Source organism: Synechococcus sp. R5-12 (genome assembly GCF_047502655.1).
In the GTDB taxonomy this organism is placed as follows: Bacteria; Cyanobacteriota; Cyanobacteriia; order Thermostichales; family Thermostichaceae; genus Thermostichus.
Genome location: NZ_JANSIM010000160.1, coordinates 1 through 17,060, shown reverse-complemented (window position 1 = coordinate 17,060; position 17,060 = coordinate 1). Strand labels below are relative to the sequence as shown.

Annotated in this window: 16 protein-coding genes and 1 tRNA gene; 10 read left to right on the top strand and 7 right to left on the bottom strand. The window is 59.3% G+C overall.

Annotation, left to right across the window (positions count from 1 at the left end):
- Positions 1-201 precede the first annotated feature (201 nt).
- Together NW843_RS09260 and NW843_RS09255 are read left to right on the top strand one after the other, a co-directional pair.
- Complete coding sequence (locus NW843_RS09260) at positions 202-2,706, top strand: GAF domain-containing protein (protein ID WP_414522761.1); 2,505 nt, start codon at positions 202-204, stop codon at positions 2,704-2,706.
- A 4-nt stretch (positions 2,707-2,710) separates the two neighbouring features.
- Complete coding sequence (locus NW843_RS09255) at positions 2,711-3,082, top strand: DUF309 domain-containing protein (RefSeq protein WP_011434029.1); 372 nt, start codon at positions 2,711-2,713, stop codon at positions 3,080-3,082.
- 23 nt (positions 3,083-3,105) lie between these two features.
- Here the strand turns inward: NW843_RS09255 and NW843_RS09250 are convergent, their stop codons facing one another.
- Together NW843_RS09250 and NW843_RS09245 are read right to left on the bottom strand one after the other, a co-directional pair.
- Positions 3,106-3,267 (bottom strand): hypothetical protein, encoded by a 162-nt coding sequence (locus NW843_RS09250; RefSeq protein ID WP_011434030.1) that lies wholly within the window; start codon positions 3,265-3,267, stop codon positions 3,106-3,108.
- 91 nt (positions 3,268-3,358) lie between these two features.
- Positions 3,359-3,448 carry a cytochrome b6-f complex subunit PetN gene (locus NW843_RS09245; RefSeq protein WP_244349857.1) on the bottom strand — a complete coding sequence of 30 codons (90 nt, stop codon included), beginning with the start codon at positions 3,446-3,448 and terminating at the stop codon, positions 3,359-3,361.
- Between the two features lie 156 nt (positions 3,449-3,604).
- Between NW843_RS09245 and NW843_RS09240 the strand changes: the two genes are divergently transcribed.
- Both NW843_RS09240 and NW843_RS09235 read left to right on the top strand, forming a co-directional pair.
- The gene (locus tag NW843_RS09240) at positions 3,605-3,850 is read left to right on the top strand and encodes a hypothetical protein (protein WP_049749597.1); all 246 of its coding nucleotides are present in this window, start codon (positions 3,605-3,607) and stop codon (positions 3,848-3,850) included.
- 154 nt (positions 3,851-4,004) lie between these two features.
- Positions 4,005-4,589 (top strand): SRPBCC family protein, encoded by a 585-nt coding sequence (locus NW843_RS09235; protein ID WP_414522760.1) that lies wholly within the window; start codon positions 4,005-4,007, stop codon positions 4,587-4,589.
- A gap of 192 nt (positions 4,590-4,781) precedes the next feature.
- On the opposite strand, the gene NW843_RS09230 is transcribed toward NW843_RS09235, so the two are convergent.
- Positions 4,782-6,770 (bottom strand): DICT sensory domain-containing protein, encoded by a 1,989-nt coding sequence (locus NW843_RS09230; RefSeq protein ID WP_414342288.1) that lies wholly within the window; start codon positions 6,768-6,770, stop codon positions 4,782-4,784.
- Between the two features lie 185 nt (positions 6,771-6,955).
- Between NW843_RS09230 and NW843_RS09225 the strand changes: the two genes are divergently transcribed.
- Both NW843_RS09225 and NW843_RS09220 read left to right on the top strand, forming a co-directional pair.
- A complete protein-coding gene (locus tag NW843_RS09225) occupies positions 6,956-7,399 on the top strand; it encodes a 2TM domain-containing protein (protein ID WP_011434035.1) in 444 nt (147 codons plus the stop codon).
- A gap of 120 nt (positions 7,400-7,519) precedes the next feature.
- A tRNA-Gly gene (locus tag NW843_RS09220) sits at positions 7,520-7,590 on the top strand.
- A gap of 51 nt (positions 7,591-7,641) precedes the next feature.
- Here NW843_RS09220 and NW843_RS09215 read toward each other — a convergent pair.
- Positions 7,642-8,283, bottom strand: coding sequence for a hypothetical protein (locus tag NW843_RS09215; protein WP_414522759.1), 642 nt, complete (start codon positions 8,281-8,283; stop codon positions 7,642-7,644).
- Positions 8,284-8,517: 234 nt separating this feature from the next.
- On the opposite strand from NW843_RS09215, the gene NW843_RS09210 reads away from it, so the two are divergent.
- The 4 genes from NW843_RS09210 (at position 8,518) to gndA (ending at position 13,311) form a co-directional block, all read left to right on the top strand.
- Positions 8,518-9,870, top strand: a complete 1,353-nt coding sequence (locus NW843_RS09210) for an ABC transporter substrate-binding protein (RefSeq protein ID WP_414522758.1) — start codon at positions 8,518-8,520, stop codon at positions 9,868-9,870.
- A gap of 112 nt (positions 9,871-9,982) precedes the next feature.
- A complete protein-coding gene (locus NW843_RS09205) occupies positions 9,983-11,185 on the top strand; it encodes a carbohydrate ABC transporter permease (protein ID WP_414329418.1) in 1,203 nt (400 codons plus the stop codon).
- A gap of 91 nt (positions 11,186-11,276) precedes the next feature.
- Positions 11,277-11,798, top strand: coding sequence for a pentapeptide repeat-containing protein (locus NW843_RS09200; RefSeq protein ID WP_414329417.1), 522 nt, complete (start codon positions 11,277-11,279; stop codon positions 11,796-11,798).
- A 94-nt stretch (positions 11,799-11,892) separates the two neighbouring features.
- Positions 11,893-13,311: an NADP-dependent phosphogluconate dehydrogenase gene (gndA, locus tag NW843_RS09195; RefSeq protein WP_414522757.1), complete on the top strand. Its 1,419-nt coding sequence runs from the start codon at positions 11,893-11,895 to the stop codon at positions 13,309-13,311.
- On the opposite strand, the gene NW843_RS09190 is transcribed toward gndA, so the two are convergent.
- The 3 genes from NW843_RS09190 to nadC all read right to left on the bottom strand — a co-directional run bounded on the left by NW843_RS09190 (position 13,308) and on the right by nadC (position 16,975).
- A complete protein-coding gene (locus NW843_RS09190) occupies positions 13,308-14,801 on the bottom strand; it encodes an L-aspartate oxidase (RefSeq protein ID WP_414522756.1) in 1,494 nt (497 codons plus the stop codon). The two genes, gndA and NW843_RS09190, sit on opposite strands and share 4 nt — an antisense overlap.
- Positions 14,802-14,830: 29 nt before the next feature.
- Positions 14,831-15,919, bottom strand: coding sequence for a quinolinate synthase NadA (nadA, locus tag NW843_RS09185; protein WP_414342299.1), 1,089 nt, complete (start codon positions 15,917-15,919; stop codon positions 14,831-14,833).
- Positions 15,920-16,117: 198 nt separating this feature from the next.
- Positions 16,118-16,975, bottom strand: a complete 858-nt coding sequence (gene nadC / locus NW843_RS09180; protein ID WP_414522755.1) for a carboxylating nicotinate-nucleotide diphosphorylase — start codon at positions 16,973-16,975, stop codon at positions 16,118-16,120.
- Positions 16,976-17,060 lie beyond the last annotated feature (85 nt).

Sequence of the window (17,060 nt, the reverse complement as noted above, 5' to 3'; positions counted from 1 at the left end):
GCCCGCTCCGTACCGCTTAGCGGTCGGAGCCGGGTAGTTTACGCGATTCCAACCCGGGAAACCCTGAGTTACCATTTTTAACTTTTTCTTTAACTTTTCTTTTGAACTCCGACTGCTCTTCTCAAAGGCATCCTATGCTGGAAAAAAGGGATGTATTTTTAGGTACTTTCCGCTAATTCCAGGGGCTAGGGGCTTGTAACTATGGATACTGAAACGTGGGCTGCCGCAGCTCGACCCAGCCGAGACGCCCTCATCAACCACATCACCCACCAGATTCGGCAATCCCTGGAGCTGGATCAGATCCTGAGGGCGACGGTGGAGGAGGTGCGCGCCTTTTTGGGTACGGATCGGGTGAAGGTGTACCGCTTCGACCCGGAAGGGCATGGGACGGTGGTGGCGGAAGCACGAGGCGGGGAGCGGCTGCCCTCGCTCTTGGGGCTGACTTTTCCGGCAGGGGACATTCCCGAGGAGGCGCGGCGGTTGTTTCGCCTAGCTCAGGTGCGGGTGATTGTGGATGTGGAGGCGCAGAGCCGTTCCATCAGCCAGCCGGAGTCCTGGGGGTTGTCTGCTAGGGATCAGCTGGGCGAGCCGCTACAGCGGCCTGTGGATCCCTGCCATGTTCACTATTTGAAATCCATGGGGGTGACCTCTTCCTTGGTGGTTCCCCTGATGCATCACCAGGAGCTATGGGGGCTGTTGGTCTCCCATCATGCTGAGCCTCGTCCCTACTCCCAAGAAGAGCTGCAGGTGGTGCAGTTGCTGGCGGATCAAGTTTCCATTGCCATTGCTCAGGCGGAATTGCTGAAGCAGGCGCGGCAGAAGGCGCAGCAGGAACGCCTCATCAACCAAATTGCTGCTCTAGTTTACTCGCCCCTGCACCCGGAGACGACCTTGACCACGGTGCTGGAGCAGCTTGCTGCCGGTTTGCAGGGGATCGGGGCACGGCTGCGGATCCACTTTATGGGCGCAGACACCCTCTGTTGTCATGGCGTGCAACCCCCGGCCAGCTACGACACCTGGCTACAGGAGCAGCTCGGAAGGGCCGGAGGAGCGGGGGGCTGGGTCAAGATGTGGTCGCTATCCCACTTGGAGAAATGGCCGGAGCTGCAAGAGCAGATGAAGCAGACACCCATTCGTGGCCTGCTGGTGGCCCAGCTCGCCTGGAATGACCAGCCGGTGGGCTGGCTGAGCGTGTTTCGCGGGGCCGTTTACCAAGAAACCCACTGGGCGGGCTACCGTTGGTTTACCCAGGGGGATCCCAGACAAGAACTGCCTTTGATCTCTTTTGCTGCCTGGCGGGAGCTGAAAATTGACGAGCCTAAGGCTTGGTCAGCTGCAGAGCAAGAGCTGATGAGTCGGGTCGGGGTACATTTGGCCCTGTCCATTACGCAAAATCAGCTCTACCGGCAGTTGCAAACCCTCAACGCCCGTCTGGAGCAGGAGGTGCAGGAGCGGACGGCGGCCCTGCAGCGATCTCTGGCTATGGATGCCCTCTTGCAGCGGGTCACCGACCAGGTGCGCAGCAGTTTGGAGGAAGCCCAGATCCTGCGGGCAGTGGTGCAAGAATTGGCTCTGGGGCTGTCCATCCAAGGGTGCGATCTCTGTCTCTACGATTGGGCAGCCGGCCAAGCCACGGTGCGCTACGAATACACCTCTGCCCTACCGCCCGTCGGCGGGATTACCCTGACTTTGGCCGACTACCCCGATCTTTACCGGCACCTGCAAGGGGGTCAAGCGGTGCAATTCTGCCACTTGCCTGGGCAGGGCTGGATCCCCCGTCGGGAAGGGCTGACCCTGCTGGTGTGCCCGCTGCGGGATGACCAAGGGGTGCTGGGGGATCTCTGGCTGGCGAAGCCGGCAGCCGAGTGCTTTGATGAACTGGAGGTGCAGGTGGTGCAGCAGGTGGCGGATCACTGCGCCATTGCCATCCGCCAGGCCCGCCTCTACCAGGCTTCTGTGCAGCAAATTGGTGAGCTGGAGCGCCTCAACCGCCTCAAAGATGATTTTTTGAGCACCGTCTCCCACGAGCTGCGCACCCCCATCACCAACATGAAGATGGCCATCCAACTGCTGAAAACCGCCCGCGCCCCCCAAAAACGAGAGCAATATCTCAAGATTTTGGAGCAGGAGTGTGAGCGGGAGGCGGAATTGGTGAACGACCTGCTGGATCTGCAGCGGTTGGAGCAGGGATCCAAAACGCTCCATCTGGAAGAGGTGCCGCTGGCAACCTGGCTGCCCAGCGTGCTGGAGCCGTTTCTACAGCGGGCCCAGGCCAACCAGCAACGGTTGCAGTGGCAGATTGCGCCAAATGTGGGCAAGGTGCTCACCGATCAAGGTGGCCTGGAGCGGGTGGTGCAGGAGCTGGTCAACAACGCCTGCAAGTATACTCCCCCAAGGTGCAACATCTGGGTAACGGCGCAGCGGCCCGGCCCGCAGCAGGTGGAAATTCGGGTGATCAACGAGGGAGTAGAAATTCCCCACAGCGAGTGGGAGCGCATCTTCGAGAAGTTCTACCGCATTCCCAGCGGGGATCCCTGGAAGCGGGGCGGCACCGGCCTGGGCCTGGCTTTGGTCAAGCAGTGGATGCAGCGGCTGGGGGGCAGCGTCTCGGTGGAGAGTTCTCAAGGCAAAACCTGCTTTACCCTGGTGTTGCCGCAGGGATCCCTGCCTGTGCAGACCTCACCCCTAGCCCACAACTGTGCCTAGCCACATGAGCAATGCCCACTCAGAAGCGTTGCGTTTGGCCGCCGAGCAGTTTAACCGGGGGGAATTTTACGCCTGCCACGACACCCTAGAGGCCCTGTGGATGGAGGCAGTGGATCCAGAGCGGCGCTTCTACCAGGGGCTTTTGCAAACCGCCGTGGCCTACTATCACCTGCAAAACGGCAACCGCCGCGGCTGCATGATCCTGTTGGGGGAGGCCAACCGCAAGCTGGCGGACTTTCTGCCCACCTACGCCGGATGGGATGTGCAAGCCCTGTGGCAGGCTAACCAGGGCATCCTGCGGCATCTTTCTCAACTGCAACCCCAGGATCCCCTGCCTTACCTGGCCATCCCCACCCTGAGTTGGGTTGAAGACTGACCTGAGCAGGCCCAACAGCGGCGCTAGCGCTTGGAGCGACGGGCTTTGCGCTCAACTTCGTTGCGTCGCCGCCGATCCCGCCAGTCGATGAAGGTAATGTAGCCAACGCCCAGGGTTACGGCTGTCAACAGCAAAAAGATGCTTCCGTAGGCGATGCGGGCGACCAAGGGAAGATCGGTTTCCATGGCGTGAGTGGGGGTAGCCCTGTCAATATCGGCGACAGGGACAACAAGATGGATGCAAGATGGATGTGAGGCTCAATCCAGGCATGACAAATTACATGCCGTTGCGCCCCCAGACCACCAGGGCAATGGAAAGAACGAAGAAGGTGGGGACGGCAATCCAGCCAAGGGTGATGATGTCCATAGGTCTAGCCCAGCTAAAGAGGGGTTATCTCGAGGTGATCCCATTTTACGAGAGGAGATCCCTTGTCAACGGACATCTACGAACACCTGTTTTCAGTTCAAGCTGGCTACAGTGGAGTTAAATCTGAAACATCTGAGCCAAACGAGGTGGGATCCGATGGTACTGGACACATTGCCGCTGGTTGCCGCTGTAGCCATCGCCATTTTTATGCTGGTTTTTTGGGTGCGGGTGGTTCGAGAGGCCATCTGGACAACGGTGGGGATTGTAATCATCTTGGCCGTGTTGTACGTGGTCTTTAGAATTGGCCCGCGGCAGGTGCTGCAGGAGTTGCGGGATCCCTTTGCCCTTCTAGAACAGGTTTGGCAGGTGATCGTCGGTTGGTTCCAGGCCCTTCTCCCCTAGAGTTCGTTATCTGCTATACAGTTCCCTGATACAATAGAAAACACAGGGGGGCAGCCTATTGGAACTGCTGGCGAATGGTTTGTCCAGTCAAAAATCGATTCCCTCTCCGGTTTCCGCACTGCTCTACAGCACCTACGCGACTGAAGTTCTCGCCATGCCTTCTGACCCTGAATGGGATCCCCAAGACCCCACCCCAGAAGATGGGATCCCCATTCCTGCTGGCGTCAGTGGGACGGAGTCCTCAGACATCCAGGTGGAGGTGGAGGATTTGGGGGAGCGCCGCTGCCAAGTGCGAGGTCGCGTCCTGATTCCGGTGGAGCGGCAGCAGGTCTGGCAGGTTTTGACCGACTACGACCATCTGGCGGAGTTTATTCCCAACTTGGTGGAAAGTCGCGTCATTGGCCGTGAGAATGGCCGCACACTGGTACGTCAAGTGGGATCCCAAAAGGTTTTATTTGCCCAATTTTCTGCTGCGGTGGTGCTGGCTATCGAGGAGATCTTTCCTCAGCAGCTTCGCTTCCAAAAAACACAAGGGGATTTTCTTATCTTCGAGGGGTTTTGGGATCTGGCCGATTGGTCGGCCCATCAAACCTTGCTCACCTACCACCTGCAGGTCAAGCCTCCCCGCAGAATGCCTGTCGGTCTGGTGGAGCGCCGCATTTGCCAAGATTTGGCCCTGAACTTACAAGCCATTCGGGAGCGCTGCCTGAGTTTGTCGGATTATTCCAAGCCCGTTTGAGGCGCGCCCAATAGGTACCTCGTTCCCCAAGCGCTCCGCGCCGCTGACGCGACCACTCTCAGCCCTTCTGCCAAAGAAGAGGGGGGCTGGGGAACAGCTTTATTGCCATTTGTGGGATTTGATATTCGAGCTGGAATTTGCCAGGTGGATCCCAGAGGCAAAGTGGGCCGGTGGTCCTTCACCTTTCGAGTCTCAAGCAGCGATCGAGGGCTGTCCTTGGGTGTGTGGGTGCGCTATCGGCAGGGTGAAGTGGAAGGCACTGCCCTGATTGATCCCCCCCGATTCTGCCCAGATGCGCCCCCCCATGGCCTCAATGATCAGTCGGCAAATGGCTAGCCCCAAGCCCGTCCCACCCACCGAGCGCCGCAGGGATCCCTCTGCTTGATAAAACCGCTCGAAGATGGCTTGCAACCGGTCTGGCTCAATGCCGCGCCCGGTGTCGGCAACAGTGAACTTCACCATCGCCCCCGTCGATCCACCGGCTGGTGGCTCCACTTCTGCCCGAATCCAGATCCGTCCGGTGGAAGGGGTAAATTTGCAGGCATTGTCCAGCAGCTTACGCAACACCTCCACCAGCCACTCCCCATCCGCCCTAACCATTGGCAGCCGTTTGGGCAGCACCTGCTCGATGGTGGGCAAGTCTTCGTGCCGCCGTCGCGCTTTGACATTGCTCAGGGCCAGCTCCACACATTCTTGAGCAGACAACGGCTCGATATGCCAGCGAACGCGACCACTTTCCAGCTTGGAGAGGGTGAGAAAGTCCTGCACCAACTCCCGCAGCCGATCGGCATCTTGCAGGGCTGTGTTCAACATTTCCTGGCGCATCTCCAGGGGCATGTCGGGGTCGCTGGCCAAAGACTCCAAACACACCTGAATGGTGGACAGCGGGGTGCGCAGCTCGTGTCCGGTCACGGCAATCAGCTCTGATTTGGCCTGATCCAGAGCTGCCAACTGGCGATTGAGCTCTTCTAGGTGCTGATAGGCTTCTGCCTGCAAGAGGGCTACCCCCACTTGGTTGGCAATGGCTTCTGCCAACTCCAGAGTGGCCGGCTGCCAGCGGTGAGGGTGTTCGTGGTGTAGCTCCAATAGGCCCAGCAACCGCCCTTGATAGAGAATCGGCATGGCCACCCAAGCCCGAATTTGGGCCGGCTGCCACAGCTCCGGCACTCGCTGCAGGCGGGGATCCTTTTGGGTATCCTCGCAGCACACCGCTTGTGCCGAGGCTACTGCCTCCCGCAAAAAAGGGTTGCTGGGAAGAGGCCACAGGGATCCCTTAAGGCTGCCCATCGTTAGGGTGCGGTACTCCTGCTCAATCTGAACAGCAGGGGCCTGGCCATCGTAACGGTAGATCAAACATCGCCCCACCTCTGCCACCTGCCCCAGCTCCTGCACAGCAATTGCCAAAATCTCGCCGGTATCCAAAGACTGGCGAATGGCACTGCTGATGCGGTTGATCAGATGCTCTTTGCGCTCTTGCACCCGAATGGTGCGGTAGGCCCGCTGCAGTTTGTATTGCCCTGCCTGGAGATAGGTGATCAGCCGCTCGGTAAAGGGGCCTGGATTCAGTTGGCTGGCGGAGTTTTGCGGGGATCCCTTGAGGTACTGGCGAAGGGGCTCAAGGCGAGGTTCCAGATCCGGTCGGTAACTGAGGATCTTGGGCAACAGGGCCAAAGCCGCTTGGACTGTAATCTGACGATCAAATGACCAGATCCCATCAAATTGGCGAGCTGCATCCATATCGCTGCTTTGCCAAGGACGCTCCCGCTGCATCTGCAAGCGTTCTCGACACACGAGGCAGGTGGCATAGTGGGCATCGATGACGATCAAGTGCCACTCCTGCACCAAGGGATCCTCTGGATCCAAGGGAATGGTGTGGTAGGGCAGGTCTGTCTGAGCAAAATCCTTTTCTGGGGTCGCCAACACAAACACGTCTTGGGCCATTGCGCTGATGCGCTGGTAGCGCCGTGCCTCCTGGCGGTAGTAGCGCTCCTTTTGAAAGTTAGCGAATACCCACGGGGATCCCTGCCCTTGCAGCACCTGATCCTCAATGGCGTGGCTGAGGGCAACCAAAGAGGATTTGAAATACAGTTGTGGGCGCAGGTGCGGCAAAGCCTGCAGCAGATCGCTCAATAGGGAGGTACGACTCTGGCGAAGGTAAGATCTAGAGCGGGTGGAGGCCATAACCCTACTGGCAAGCACAGATCACAGGCAGTACAGGGACACTTAACCCCAGAGAAGGAGGCTCGCAGTCTAGGTTTAGTCTAACGGTTGGGATCCCGCGGCGGAGGGAGCTTCATAAGGCGCAAGATCCAGCTAGCCCAAACTAAGAGATATAAAGTTTACGAAGTTATATGTAAGTCAGCCAAATGTCGGGATCCCGGTACAGCCAAGAGGACGTGCAGCAGATCCTCCAGCGGGCCATTGCCCGCCAGCCACGCCTGGGCGAGTTCACCCGCTCCCAACTGCAGGAGATGGCTGCCGAACTGGGGATCTCCCCCCAAGAGCTGGACTTGGCCGAGCAGGAATGGAAGGCCTGGCAAGAGCTGAACAGCCAACACCGAGAATTCCAGCGCTACCGCCGTCGGCAGTTTTACCAACTGCTGGGCCGCTATGGAATTGTCAACAGCTTTTTGCTGGGCTTAGACTGGCTCTCCGGTGGAGGGCTATCTTGGTCGCTGTTTATACTCATGGGGTGGGGCTTGACCGTTGCCCTCAAGGGCTGGAACGCCTACCAAACGGAGGGTGAACGCTACGAGAAAGAGTTTCGCCAATGGCAAAGGAAACGCCAGAAAGATCTCCAGAGCAAGTAAGCCCAGCCTACCGGAGAAGTCTGTCCCGCTGATGGAGATGGATTTTTCTCCAAACTCTGAGTGGGAAGGGGCACCGCCGAGAGATGCTACCATAGATATTCAGCATCGCTGAATGCCCGTGCGGGCGTAGTTTAATGGTAAAACCGCAGTCTTCCAAACTGCTGTTGTCGGTTCGATTCCGTCCGCCCGCTTCCTCCCACAAAATCCTAAGGGATCCCTTAAAGTGCCCTTCAGATTCTTCTTCACAGGTTGGGGCCGATCGTGGTGGTGCGGCGGATGGGTTGACCCTTTAGAGTCTTGCCTTCTACTGTTTTCACCCAGCCTTGCCCTGGTACAAATCGGTACTGCACATCGGTATCAGAGCCACCGAGCAGATCCCCTTGGGCATTGAAGACGCGAGTTTCCCGCTGCCAGTGTCCTGGCCCGGTCGGTGTGCTGCTCGACTCGGTGGTGTAGGTTTGGCCGCGAGCATTGTTGAATTGGCCGCTGCGCTGCCAGCCTTGCCCCGCTTGGCCCTCGATAAGGCTCGAGCTGCTGCCCACCGTCTTGCCCTCGGCGTTTTGCAGGGTGGTGCTGCCCTGCCGTTGCCAGCCCTCATTCGTGCGGGTGGTGGTGTGCTGATGGTTCAGGTTCCAGGTCTGACCTTGTTGGGTAGTGACTTGGCCGGAATAGTCTCCTTCCACCCCCTGACCGGGAATGAATTGCCGGGATCCCTGGCCGGAATAGGTGCCACTACCCGATCTGCCACTTGGCCCGGTGCGAGTGTAGGTGCCGGAGTGAGTGAAGGTGCGCCCACCGCGCGGGGCCAGGGATCCAGCCGTTGGCGTGGTGGCTGTGCGAGTGCGTTGACGGGGGCGAGCCTGCGCAAAGGGAGCAAGCGCCATCAGGAGGGCAGTAACCAATAACAGGCAAAAGCTTGGGGTTTTCATTTTCATTCTCATTTTTCGAGACCCCTTGAGAAATTGCCAATCATGACCCAGGCTAGGTGCTCACCTCATCTGACTCTGACTTCGGCCTGAGGGTTCACTTCCTAGAGGGATCCCGCCAGACATAACCTGCTCTTAATGTCGGTGCTGTAATCTCAGAGGTGCCTTTAGCGAATGCGACTGCATCTTTCTATGAATACCCGTCGTACTTTCCTGGCTGTTGCGGCTGGCCTGGTGGCTGCGTCTGCTGCTGCTCTTCTGGCTGCCGACAGCTTTGCTCAGTCTCCTGCCGAAGTCAAAGTTTGGATTGCCTTTACCGATAACCGCCTGGATTGGGCCCGCGAAAAAGCGGCAGAGTTCAACAAGCAATTTCCTCAATACAAAGTTACGGTCGAAGGCTACGGCAACTACGAAGAAATTCAGCAAGCCACCGACCTGGCCATTCAACAAAATGCTGCTCCTTCGGTGGTGCAGTGGTTTGAGGTGGGCACCCAACGGGCACGGGATTTTGGTTACTTCAAGTCCATTGCCGAGGCTCTGGGCAATCGCACCGAAGTGAACGGGATCCCAGTGAATTTCGACGATTTTATCGAGCCGGTGGTGAGCTACTACACCCTGGATGGCAAATTTACCTCCATGCCCTGGAACAGCTCCAGCCCCATTCTCTACTCCAACACGGCCATCTTGAAGAAGGCTGGGATCGAAAAGCCGCCGGCCACCTGGCAAGAGCTGGAGGCTGCTTGTCAAAAGATCATGGCCCTCCCCGACGCTCCCCAGGGCTGTGTGACCTGGCCCAATCACGGCTGGTTCTACGAGCAGTGGATGGCCCAGCAGAATGCCCTCTTGGCCAACAACGACAATGGCCGTGCCGCCCGTGCCACCCAGGTCTTTTTGGACTCGGAGCCGTCAATTGCCATCGCCACCTGGTGGAAAGGGATGTATGACAAAGGCTACTACATCTACAGCGGCAAGCAGCGGGATTGGGCAGCCACAGAGCAGGCCATCCAGACCGGTACCGTCGCCATGGCCATCACCAGCAGCGCCGATGCCGCCAACATCACCAATGCCGCCAAGCAGAACAACATCGAGCTGGTCACCACCCGCATGCCCTACAACGCCGACAAGGGTTGGACGGGGAACTTGATCGGGGGAGCCAGCCTCTGGCTGGTGAAGGATCTGCCCAAGGAGGTGGAAGAGGGGGCGCTGACCTTCATGCTGTGGCTCAATAACACCGAAAATGCTGCCGAGTGGCACCAAGTGACCGGCTACTTGCCCATTCGGAAAAGCTCGGTAGCCTTGCTGGAGTCGAAGGGCTGGTTCAAGGAAAACCCCAACTTCTTCACCGCCAGCGACCAAATTAATAATTCCAAAGTGACCCCTGCCACCCGTGGGGCGCTGCTGGGGGCCTTCCCCGAAATTCGCAACGTGGTGACCCAAACCATGGAAGATCTGATGCTTAAAGGCGGGGATCCGGCCCAGGCCATGGCCAAGGCCAACGAGGAGGCCAACCGCCTTCTGGCCGAGTACAACTCCCTTTACCAGTAGCCCCAGTGTCGATGGGCCAGGGGTGTTATTGAGGGATGGGGGTGGGCGGCGGCCTGCCCCTTTCCGGGCTTTGATAAGGCTCTTGTGAAGAGCACAGCCGAGGTGAGAGGCGATGTTGGGATTCGTCCAAGTGTTGGTGCCGCTGTTGGCGGGGTTGCTGGGATCCCTCTGGATGGGGCTCCGTTTTCGACGCATCGAGTGGCCTGTGCCGGTGGGGGCAGTGCTGGGGGGCCTAGCAGGAGGGCTGGGATCCCTGATTTTTATGGCGCCCCTGGATTTTTGCACTTTTGAGCCGGAGCGCAAGGCCATCGACATGGCCTTTGGCGTGGGGCTGGTGCTGGCGGGCATGGCCATTCCCCTCTGGCCACTGTTGGCGTGGACGCAGAAGGAGCAGGAGCGCCGCCTGGGGATCCCCGGCCCAGCTGTTCAGGAGAGGGGCATCTTTAAGCAGTGGTGGCTGGCGTGGCTGCTCTTGTTGCCCACCTTCACGATCTTGGTGGTGTTTCTCTACTACCCAGGGCTGGATACCTTCCGCCTTTCCACCCTGCTCACGTTTGTGGGGGCGCCGCGCAGCCGCTTCGTCTGTGTGGATAACTTTACCGCTTTGCTGACGGATTCCACCTATCTGCGCAGCCTGGGGATTACCTTTGCCATTTCGGCGGCCATCGTGGTGCTGGGGTTGAGCGGATCCCTGTTGATTGCCACGCTGGCCTATCAGCCGATTCGGGGGGCGGCGATTTATCGGGTGTTGCTGATCTGGCCCTACGCCATCTCTCCGGCGGTGGCCGGGATCATCTTCTTTATCATGTTCAACCCCTTGGGAGGGGTGGCCAACCACTTGCTGGGGCTGGTGGGGATCCCCCGTTTAAACTGGCTCAGCGATCCCAACTTGGCCCCTTGGGTGGTGATCTTTGCTAGCGTTTGGAAGCAGATGGGCTACAACATTTTGTTTTACCTTGCCGGCCTGCAAAACCTGCCCAAGGATCTGCTGGAGGCGGCTGCCATTGATGGAGCCGGGGCTGTGCGTCGCTTTTTTGCCATCACCCTACCGCTGCTTTCTCCCATCACCTTCTTTTTGGTGATTACCAACATGACCTATGCGTTTTTCGATATCTTTGGCACCATTGACTTGCTGACTGCCGGAGGCCCTTCCGGATCCACCTCGGTGTTGATCTACGAGATCTACAAAATTGGAGTGTCTTCAGGCAATTTGGGTAGGGCTGCCGCGCAATCCATCGTCCTGTTTCTCATTGTGGTGGGGCTGACGATCCTGCAATTTCGCACCACCGAGCGGAATGTAACCTACGGCGGATAACGGCTGTCTCTGCTGCAACGCAATGATCCCAGTTCTCAGTGGGCAAGGGGAAAATCGGCAAGAATGGGGGTAGAGAATCTAGGGATCCTCGATGGCCCCAAAATCCAACGCCTCGACTTGCTGGCGCGACTTCGGGAAGCTGGGCATGCTGCTGGCGGCCACTCTGCTGCTTTGGCTCCTCTGGGGCTCCATAGCGGGCAGCCAAGCCCGTCTCAACTTCAACAACGCCGATCTGCAAGGTCAAGATCTATCCGGCCAAGATTGGCGGGGCAGCAGCTTTGTCAGCGCCAACCTGCAGGGCGCCGATCTGCACGGGGCCAACCTTTCGGGGGCGGCATTCACCAAGGCCAATCTGGCGGGGGCCAACCTATCCGGTGCCGATTTGAGCAATAGCCTTTTGGATCTGGCCAATTTGGCAGGAGCCGATCTCAGAGGGGCCAAGCTCACGGGAGCCATTGCCGCACGGGCGGTTTGGCAAGGAGCGCAGATTGCCGGCGCCGATTTCAGCGAAGCCTATGTGGATCGGGCGGCAAAGCGGCAGTTGTGTGAGCGAGCTGAGGGATCCCACCCGATAACCGGCGTAACCACCCGTGAGAGTTTGGGCTGCCCTTGAATCAGGGCCGGCAAAGGTGAAGAAAACAGGATCCCTGAGCCCCGTCGGTCAGATTGGCCTCTAGATTGGGTGAGGTGTCGATAGTGCCCCAACCATGAGCAAGCCCAGCTTTGCGGTGATTGGCCTAGCGGTGATGGGGGAAAACCTGGCCCTCAACGTCGAGCGCAATGGCTTCCCGGTTGCCGTCTACAACCGCACCAGCTCCAAAACCGACCAGTTCATGCGGGAGCGAGCCCAAGGCAAACGGATCACCCCCGCCTACAGCCTGCCGGAATTGGTGCAACTGATGGAGCGGCCCCGCAAATTCTTGATCATGGTCAAGGCGGGTGCGCCGGTAGACGCGGTGATTGACGAGCTTAAACCCCTGCTGGATCCGGGGGATATCATCATCGACGGCGGCAACTCCCTCTACACCGACACCGATCGCCGTGCCGAAGCCCTAGCTCCCACCGGGATCCACTTTGTCGGCATGGGGGTGAGCGGCGGGGAAGAGGGCGCCCTGAACGGCCCCAGCCTCATGCCCGGCTGTAGCCCAGAGGCTTACCAACAACTGGAGCCCATCTTGACCAAAATTGCCGCTCAAGTGCCAGACGGCCCCTGTGTCACCTACCTGGGGCCCAAAGGGGGCGGGCACTACGTGAAGATGGTGCACAACGGCATCGAATACGGCGATATGCAACTGATCGCCGAGGTCTATGACCTAATGCGCAGGGCCTTGAAGCTGTCGGCCTCGCAGATGCAGGAGATTTTTCAGGCTTGGAATGAAACGGAGCTGGAATCTTTCCTGATTGAAATTACCGCCAAGATTTTCCAAACCCTGGATCCGGAAACCGGCAAGCCTTTGGTGGATCTCATCCTGGATAAGGCCGGGCAGAAAGGCACCGGTTTGTGGACGGTCAAAGATGCTCTGGATCTGGGGGTAGCGGTGCCCACCATCGAGGCGGCAGTGCAAGCTCGTATCCTCTCGTCGATGAAAGAGGAGCGGGTGGCTGCCTCTGCCCAGTTGAAAGGGCCGGACGCCACTTTTGAAGGGGATCCCGATCGCTTTATCCAAGATCTGCGCGCTGCTCTCTATTGCTCCAAAATCTGCTCCTATGCTCAGGGGATGGCCCTGCTCAAAAAAGCCACCGTTGCCCACGGCTACGTCTACACCTTCAGTGAGATTCCGCGGATTTGGAAGGGGGGCTGTATCATCCGCGCCCGCTTCCTGGGCGAGATCCAGTCGGCCTACAAACGGGATCCAGAGCTGGTGAACCTGCTCTTGGATGAGGAATTCGAGCAGGCCATCCGGGAGCGGCAGGGATCCTGGCGGCGGGTGGTGGCCACAGCGGCGGCCTTGGGGATCCCGATCCCGGCCATCAGCGCTTCCTTGGCCTACTACGACAGCTACCGTACCGCCAACCTGCCCCAGAACCTCACCCAAGCCCAGCGGGACTTCTTCGGAGCCCACACCTTCGAGCGCATCGACAGGCCGGGCGTCTTTCACCATGAGTGGAATGCCTGTTGCCGTTAGCGATGCGTAGCATCAAGAGGTCTCCGGAAAAAAGTTGAACCGCGCACCTCCGTATGGAAAGGCTCCCCTTCCTGAGGAAAATCCTCGCGGAAATGGGCTCCTCGGCTTTCTTCCCGCAGCAGCGCCCCCTGAGCTACCAGACGGGCCAGCAAAAGCAGACTGCCTGCCTCAGCCTCTTCCCGGGTGGCCCAAGGCTTTTCCTGCAGGGGAAGTGCCTTGACAAAGGTCAGAAAAGCCCGCAGCCGTGTTCCCTCCCGCACAACGCCCAAAGCTTCCCCAACTCGATGCCTGAGAGCCGGCAGGATGTCGGGAGACGTCGCCAGAACGGGTAGCCTCTGCAGCTGCCGGCGAAAGCTCACCTCTCCCAAATCTTGCAAGGCAGCCAAGGCGGCCCGCTTGCCCATGACCAGCCCTTCCAAAAGGCTGTTGGAAGCCAAGCGATTGGCTCCGTGCAGGCCCGTGGAAGCCACCTCCCCAGCAGCATAAAGGCCCGGCAGGCCGGTGAAGCCGAAAGTGTCCGTTCGGATCCCACCCATCACGTAGTGAGCCGCGGGAACAACTGGGAGCAGATCCTTCGTGGGATCCAGCCCCAAGGCGCGGGCAGAGGCAACAACGGTGGGAAAGCGCTCCTCCAGATGTTCGACGACCCGCAGATCCAGGTAGGTTCCCCCTGTCTGCTGCCGCTCCCAGAAAACGGCCCGAGCTACCACATCCCGCGGCGCCAGCTCTCCCAGCTCCGCATAGCGAGGCATAAAACGCTCCCCCAAGGCGTTGAGGAGAACAGCCCCTTCTCCTCTTACTGCCTCGCTCACCAGCGCTCCATTGGGCAAGGCCGTGGGGTGAAATTGCACAAACTCCAGATCCCTGAGAGTGGCCCCTGCCCGCCAGGCCAGCACCATTCCGTCGCCGGTGGCCCCCGGGGGAGCTGTCGAGACGGGGAAAAGGCTGCCAAATCCTCCCGTAGCCAGGAGAACTGCCCCGGCCCTCACCTCCACCGGCCCTTCAGGGCCAAGCAGCAAGGCCCCCCCTACCCTGTCCCCCGCCAGCAAAAGGCTTAGGGCTGTGTAGCCCTGCAAAGGCAGCCTGTTGAGGCGAGCCAGCAAACCTCTCAGAAGCCACAGTCCGCTCCGATCCCCCCCCAGATGGCGTACCCGCGCTTGGGAGTGGCCCCCCTCCCGGACAGGTTGGGGATGGAAAGGAAGGCCCCAGCGCAAAAGTCTCTCCAGGTGCAAGGGTGCTTCCTCCACAATGGAGCGAGCCACCTTTTCTTCCACCAGGCCGCGGCCCGCTTGCAAGGTGTCTTGGATATGGGCTTCTACGTCCGCCTCATCCACAGGAAAAGCCACCCCACCCTGCGCCCAAGGGGTAGAGCCAGAGGGAAGGGGATCCTTGCTTACCACCAGAGTTGTCGCCCCCTGGGCTTCGGCCCACAGGGCTGCGTACACCCCCGCCACCCCTGCTCCCAGGATCAACAGGTCTGTTTCTAACAAGGGCGGCGCCCCGTTCTTCCCCTCCACCTCTAGGCTCCGGCGGGCACTGCCAGCATGGCCAGGATGGAACGGCGAGCCTTCTCAGCCACCTCCTGGGGCACCTGGATCACGTAGCGCATCTCCTGCAGGGAGCGGTAAATCTTTTCCAAGGTAATCTTCTTCATGTACTCGCAGACGGCTTCTGCCTTGACAGGGATGAACGTTTTGTCTGGAGCTTCTTTCTTGAGCCGGTGAAGAATGCCCACCTCGGTGGCCACCACAAACTCGCGGCTTTCTGAAGCTTTGGCGTAGCGCACCATGCCCTCGGTGGAGAGCAGCTTGGCATCCGGTTTGAGGAAGAGACAGCTAGAGCCGCAACTGCACTCCGGGTGAATGAGGAACTCTGCTCCAGGGTGCTCTTCCACCATCGCCTTGAGGTGCTCTTCCCGGATGCCAACATGCACGTGGCACTCTCCCGGAAAGAGATCCAGCTCCCTTCCGGTTACTTGAGCAACGTGGGCTCCCAGAAACATATCCGGCACGAAGAAGATGGGGCGATCCGGGGGCAGGCTGGCCACCACTTGAACTGCGTTGGCGCTGGTTACGCAGACATCTGCCAGAGCCTTGATCTCGGCAGCGGTGTTGACGTAGGCCACCACCAGGCCCTCAGGGCAGGCTGCCTTCCACCGCAGCACATCTTGCGGGCGAATGCTATCGGCCAAGGAACAGCCCGCCTCCAGATCCGGCAGCAGCACCGTCTTTTCCGGGTTAAGGATGGCAGCCGTCTCCGCCATAAAATGCACGCCCGCAAAGACAATCACCTGGGCGCTCGTCTTTTGAGCCTCCCGAGCCAGTCCTAAGGAGTCTCCCACAAAGTCCGCCACCTCTTGAACTTCGGGGAGCTGATACGAATGCGCGAGGATAACTGCCTGCCTTTCCTGTTTGAGCCGGGCAATCTCCTGGACGATTGTGGCAGTGTTGTGTAGCAATGGGGTTTCTCCCTTCATTTTCGACTTCTTGTCGCGACAGCGTTGCGTAGCAATAACGGTTTTGTTCCTCTGGAGGCTGGACACGATCTGAGGACTTTGTCCCGCTAATGCGTTTGCAGGAGCAGCGCGCAGCAATAACGGAAAGCCCATCTCCTGGAGTTGGTCGACTCTGCTTTGGGGGGTATCTGAGCCGGCAAGAGAAGCAACCCCCAACCCAGATGCCCGGCGAAGCCTTTCGCGGCGCCCGGTTGAGCTGGAGCTGGGCTTAGGTTGTCTTCTCAAAGTAGCATCAGTCGCAACAGCGTTGCGTAGCAATAAAGCAGTGTCCAGCGAGGACTTGGCTCAGGGTCACACCACCAGCAAAGAGAGATCCAAAGCCTTGGCCGAGTGGGTGAGCGCCCCGACGCTGACGTAATTCACGCCTGCCTCGGCCACTTGCCTGGCCCGTTCTGGGGTCATGTTGCCGCTGGCCTCCAGGGGAACTCTCCCTCCCACCCGTTGGACGGCGGCCTGGGTTTCTTCCAGGGTGAAGTTGTCCAGAAGGATGAGATCGGCTCCTGCTGCCAAAGCCTCTTCCAGTTCCTGGAGATCCCGCACCTCCACCTCCACCTTGAGGTGGTGGGGAGCGCCTTCCTTGGCCCGCTTGACGGCTGCCAAAACGCCTCCCGTGCCGCGGTCGCGACAGTGTTGCGTAGCAATAATGTGGTTTTCCTTAATCAAGATGCCGTCGAACAGCCCAAAGCGGTGGTTTTTGCCGCCCCCTACCCGTACTGCATACTTCTCCAGGGCGCGCAGGCCGGGAGTGGTCTTGCGGGTGTCCAGGAGCTGGGTTGAGGTTCCCCGGAGAGCCTCTACATAAGTGCGAGTGAGGGTGGCAATGCCGGACAGCCTTTGGAGAAGGTTGAGGGCCAGCCGCTCTCCTGCCAAGATGCCCCGCAGGGATCCCTTGAGGTGGGCCACTTCTTGACCGACAGCCACCCTGGCCCCTTCCTCCACCCCAGGGGTGAACTCTACCTGGGGATCCACCAGCCGAAAAACCCGCTTGGCAATCTCCAGACCGGCCAGGATCCCTGTCTCCTTGGCCAGGATTACCGCTTCACCCTCCAGTCCTGGGGGTAGGGTCAGCTCTGTGGTGAGGTCGCCGTGCCCCAGGTCTTCCCACAGCCAAGCGCGAAGGGTCTCCTCTGGTAAGTAAACTTCTTCCATTTTCGGTTTAGTTTTAGCTAGACCGGCGGGAAGCCCTGCCCTCTGTTAGTGACTAGTGGCTGGTCACTATCCACTCACCACTATC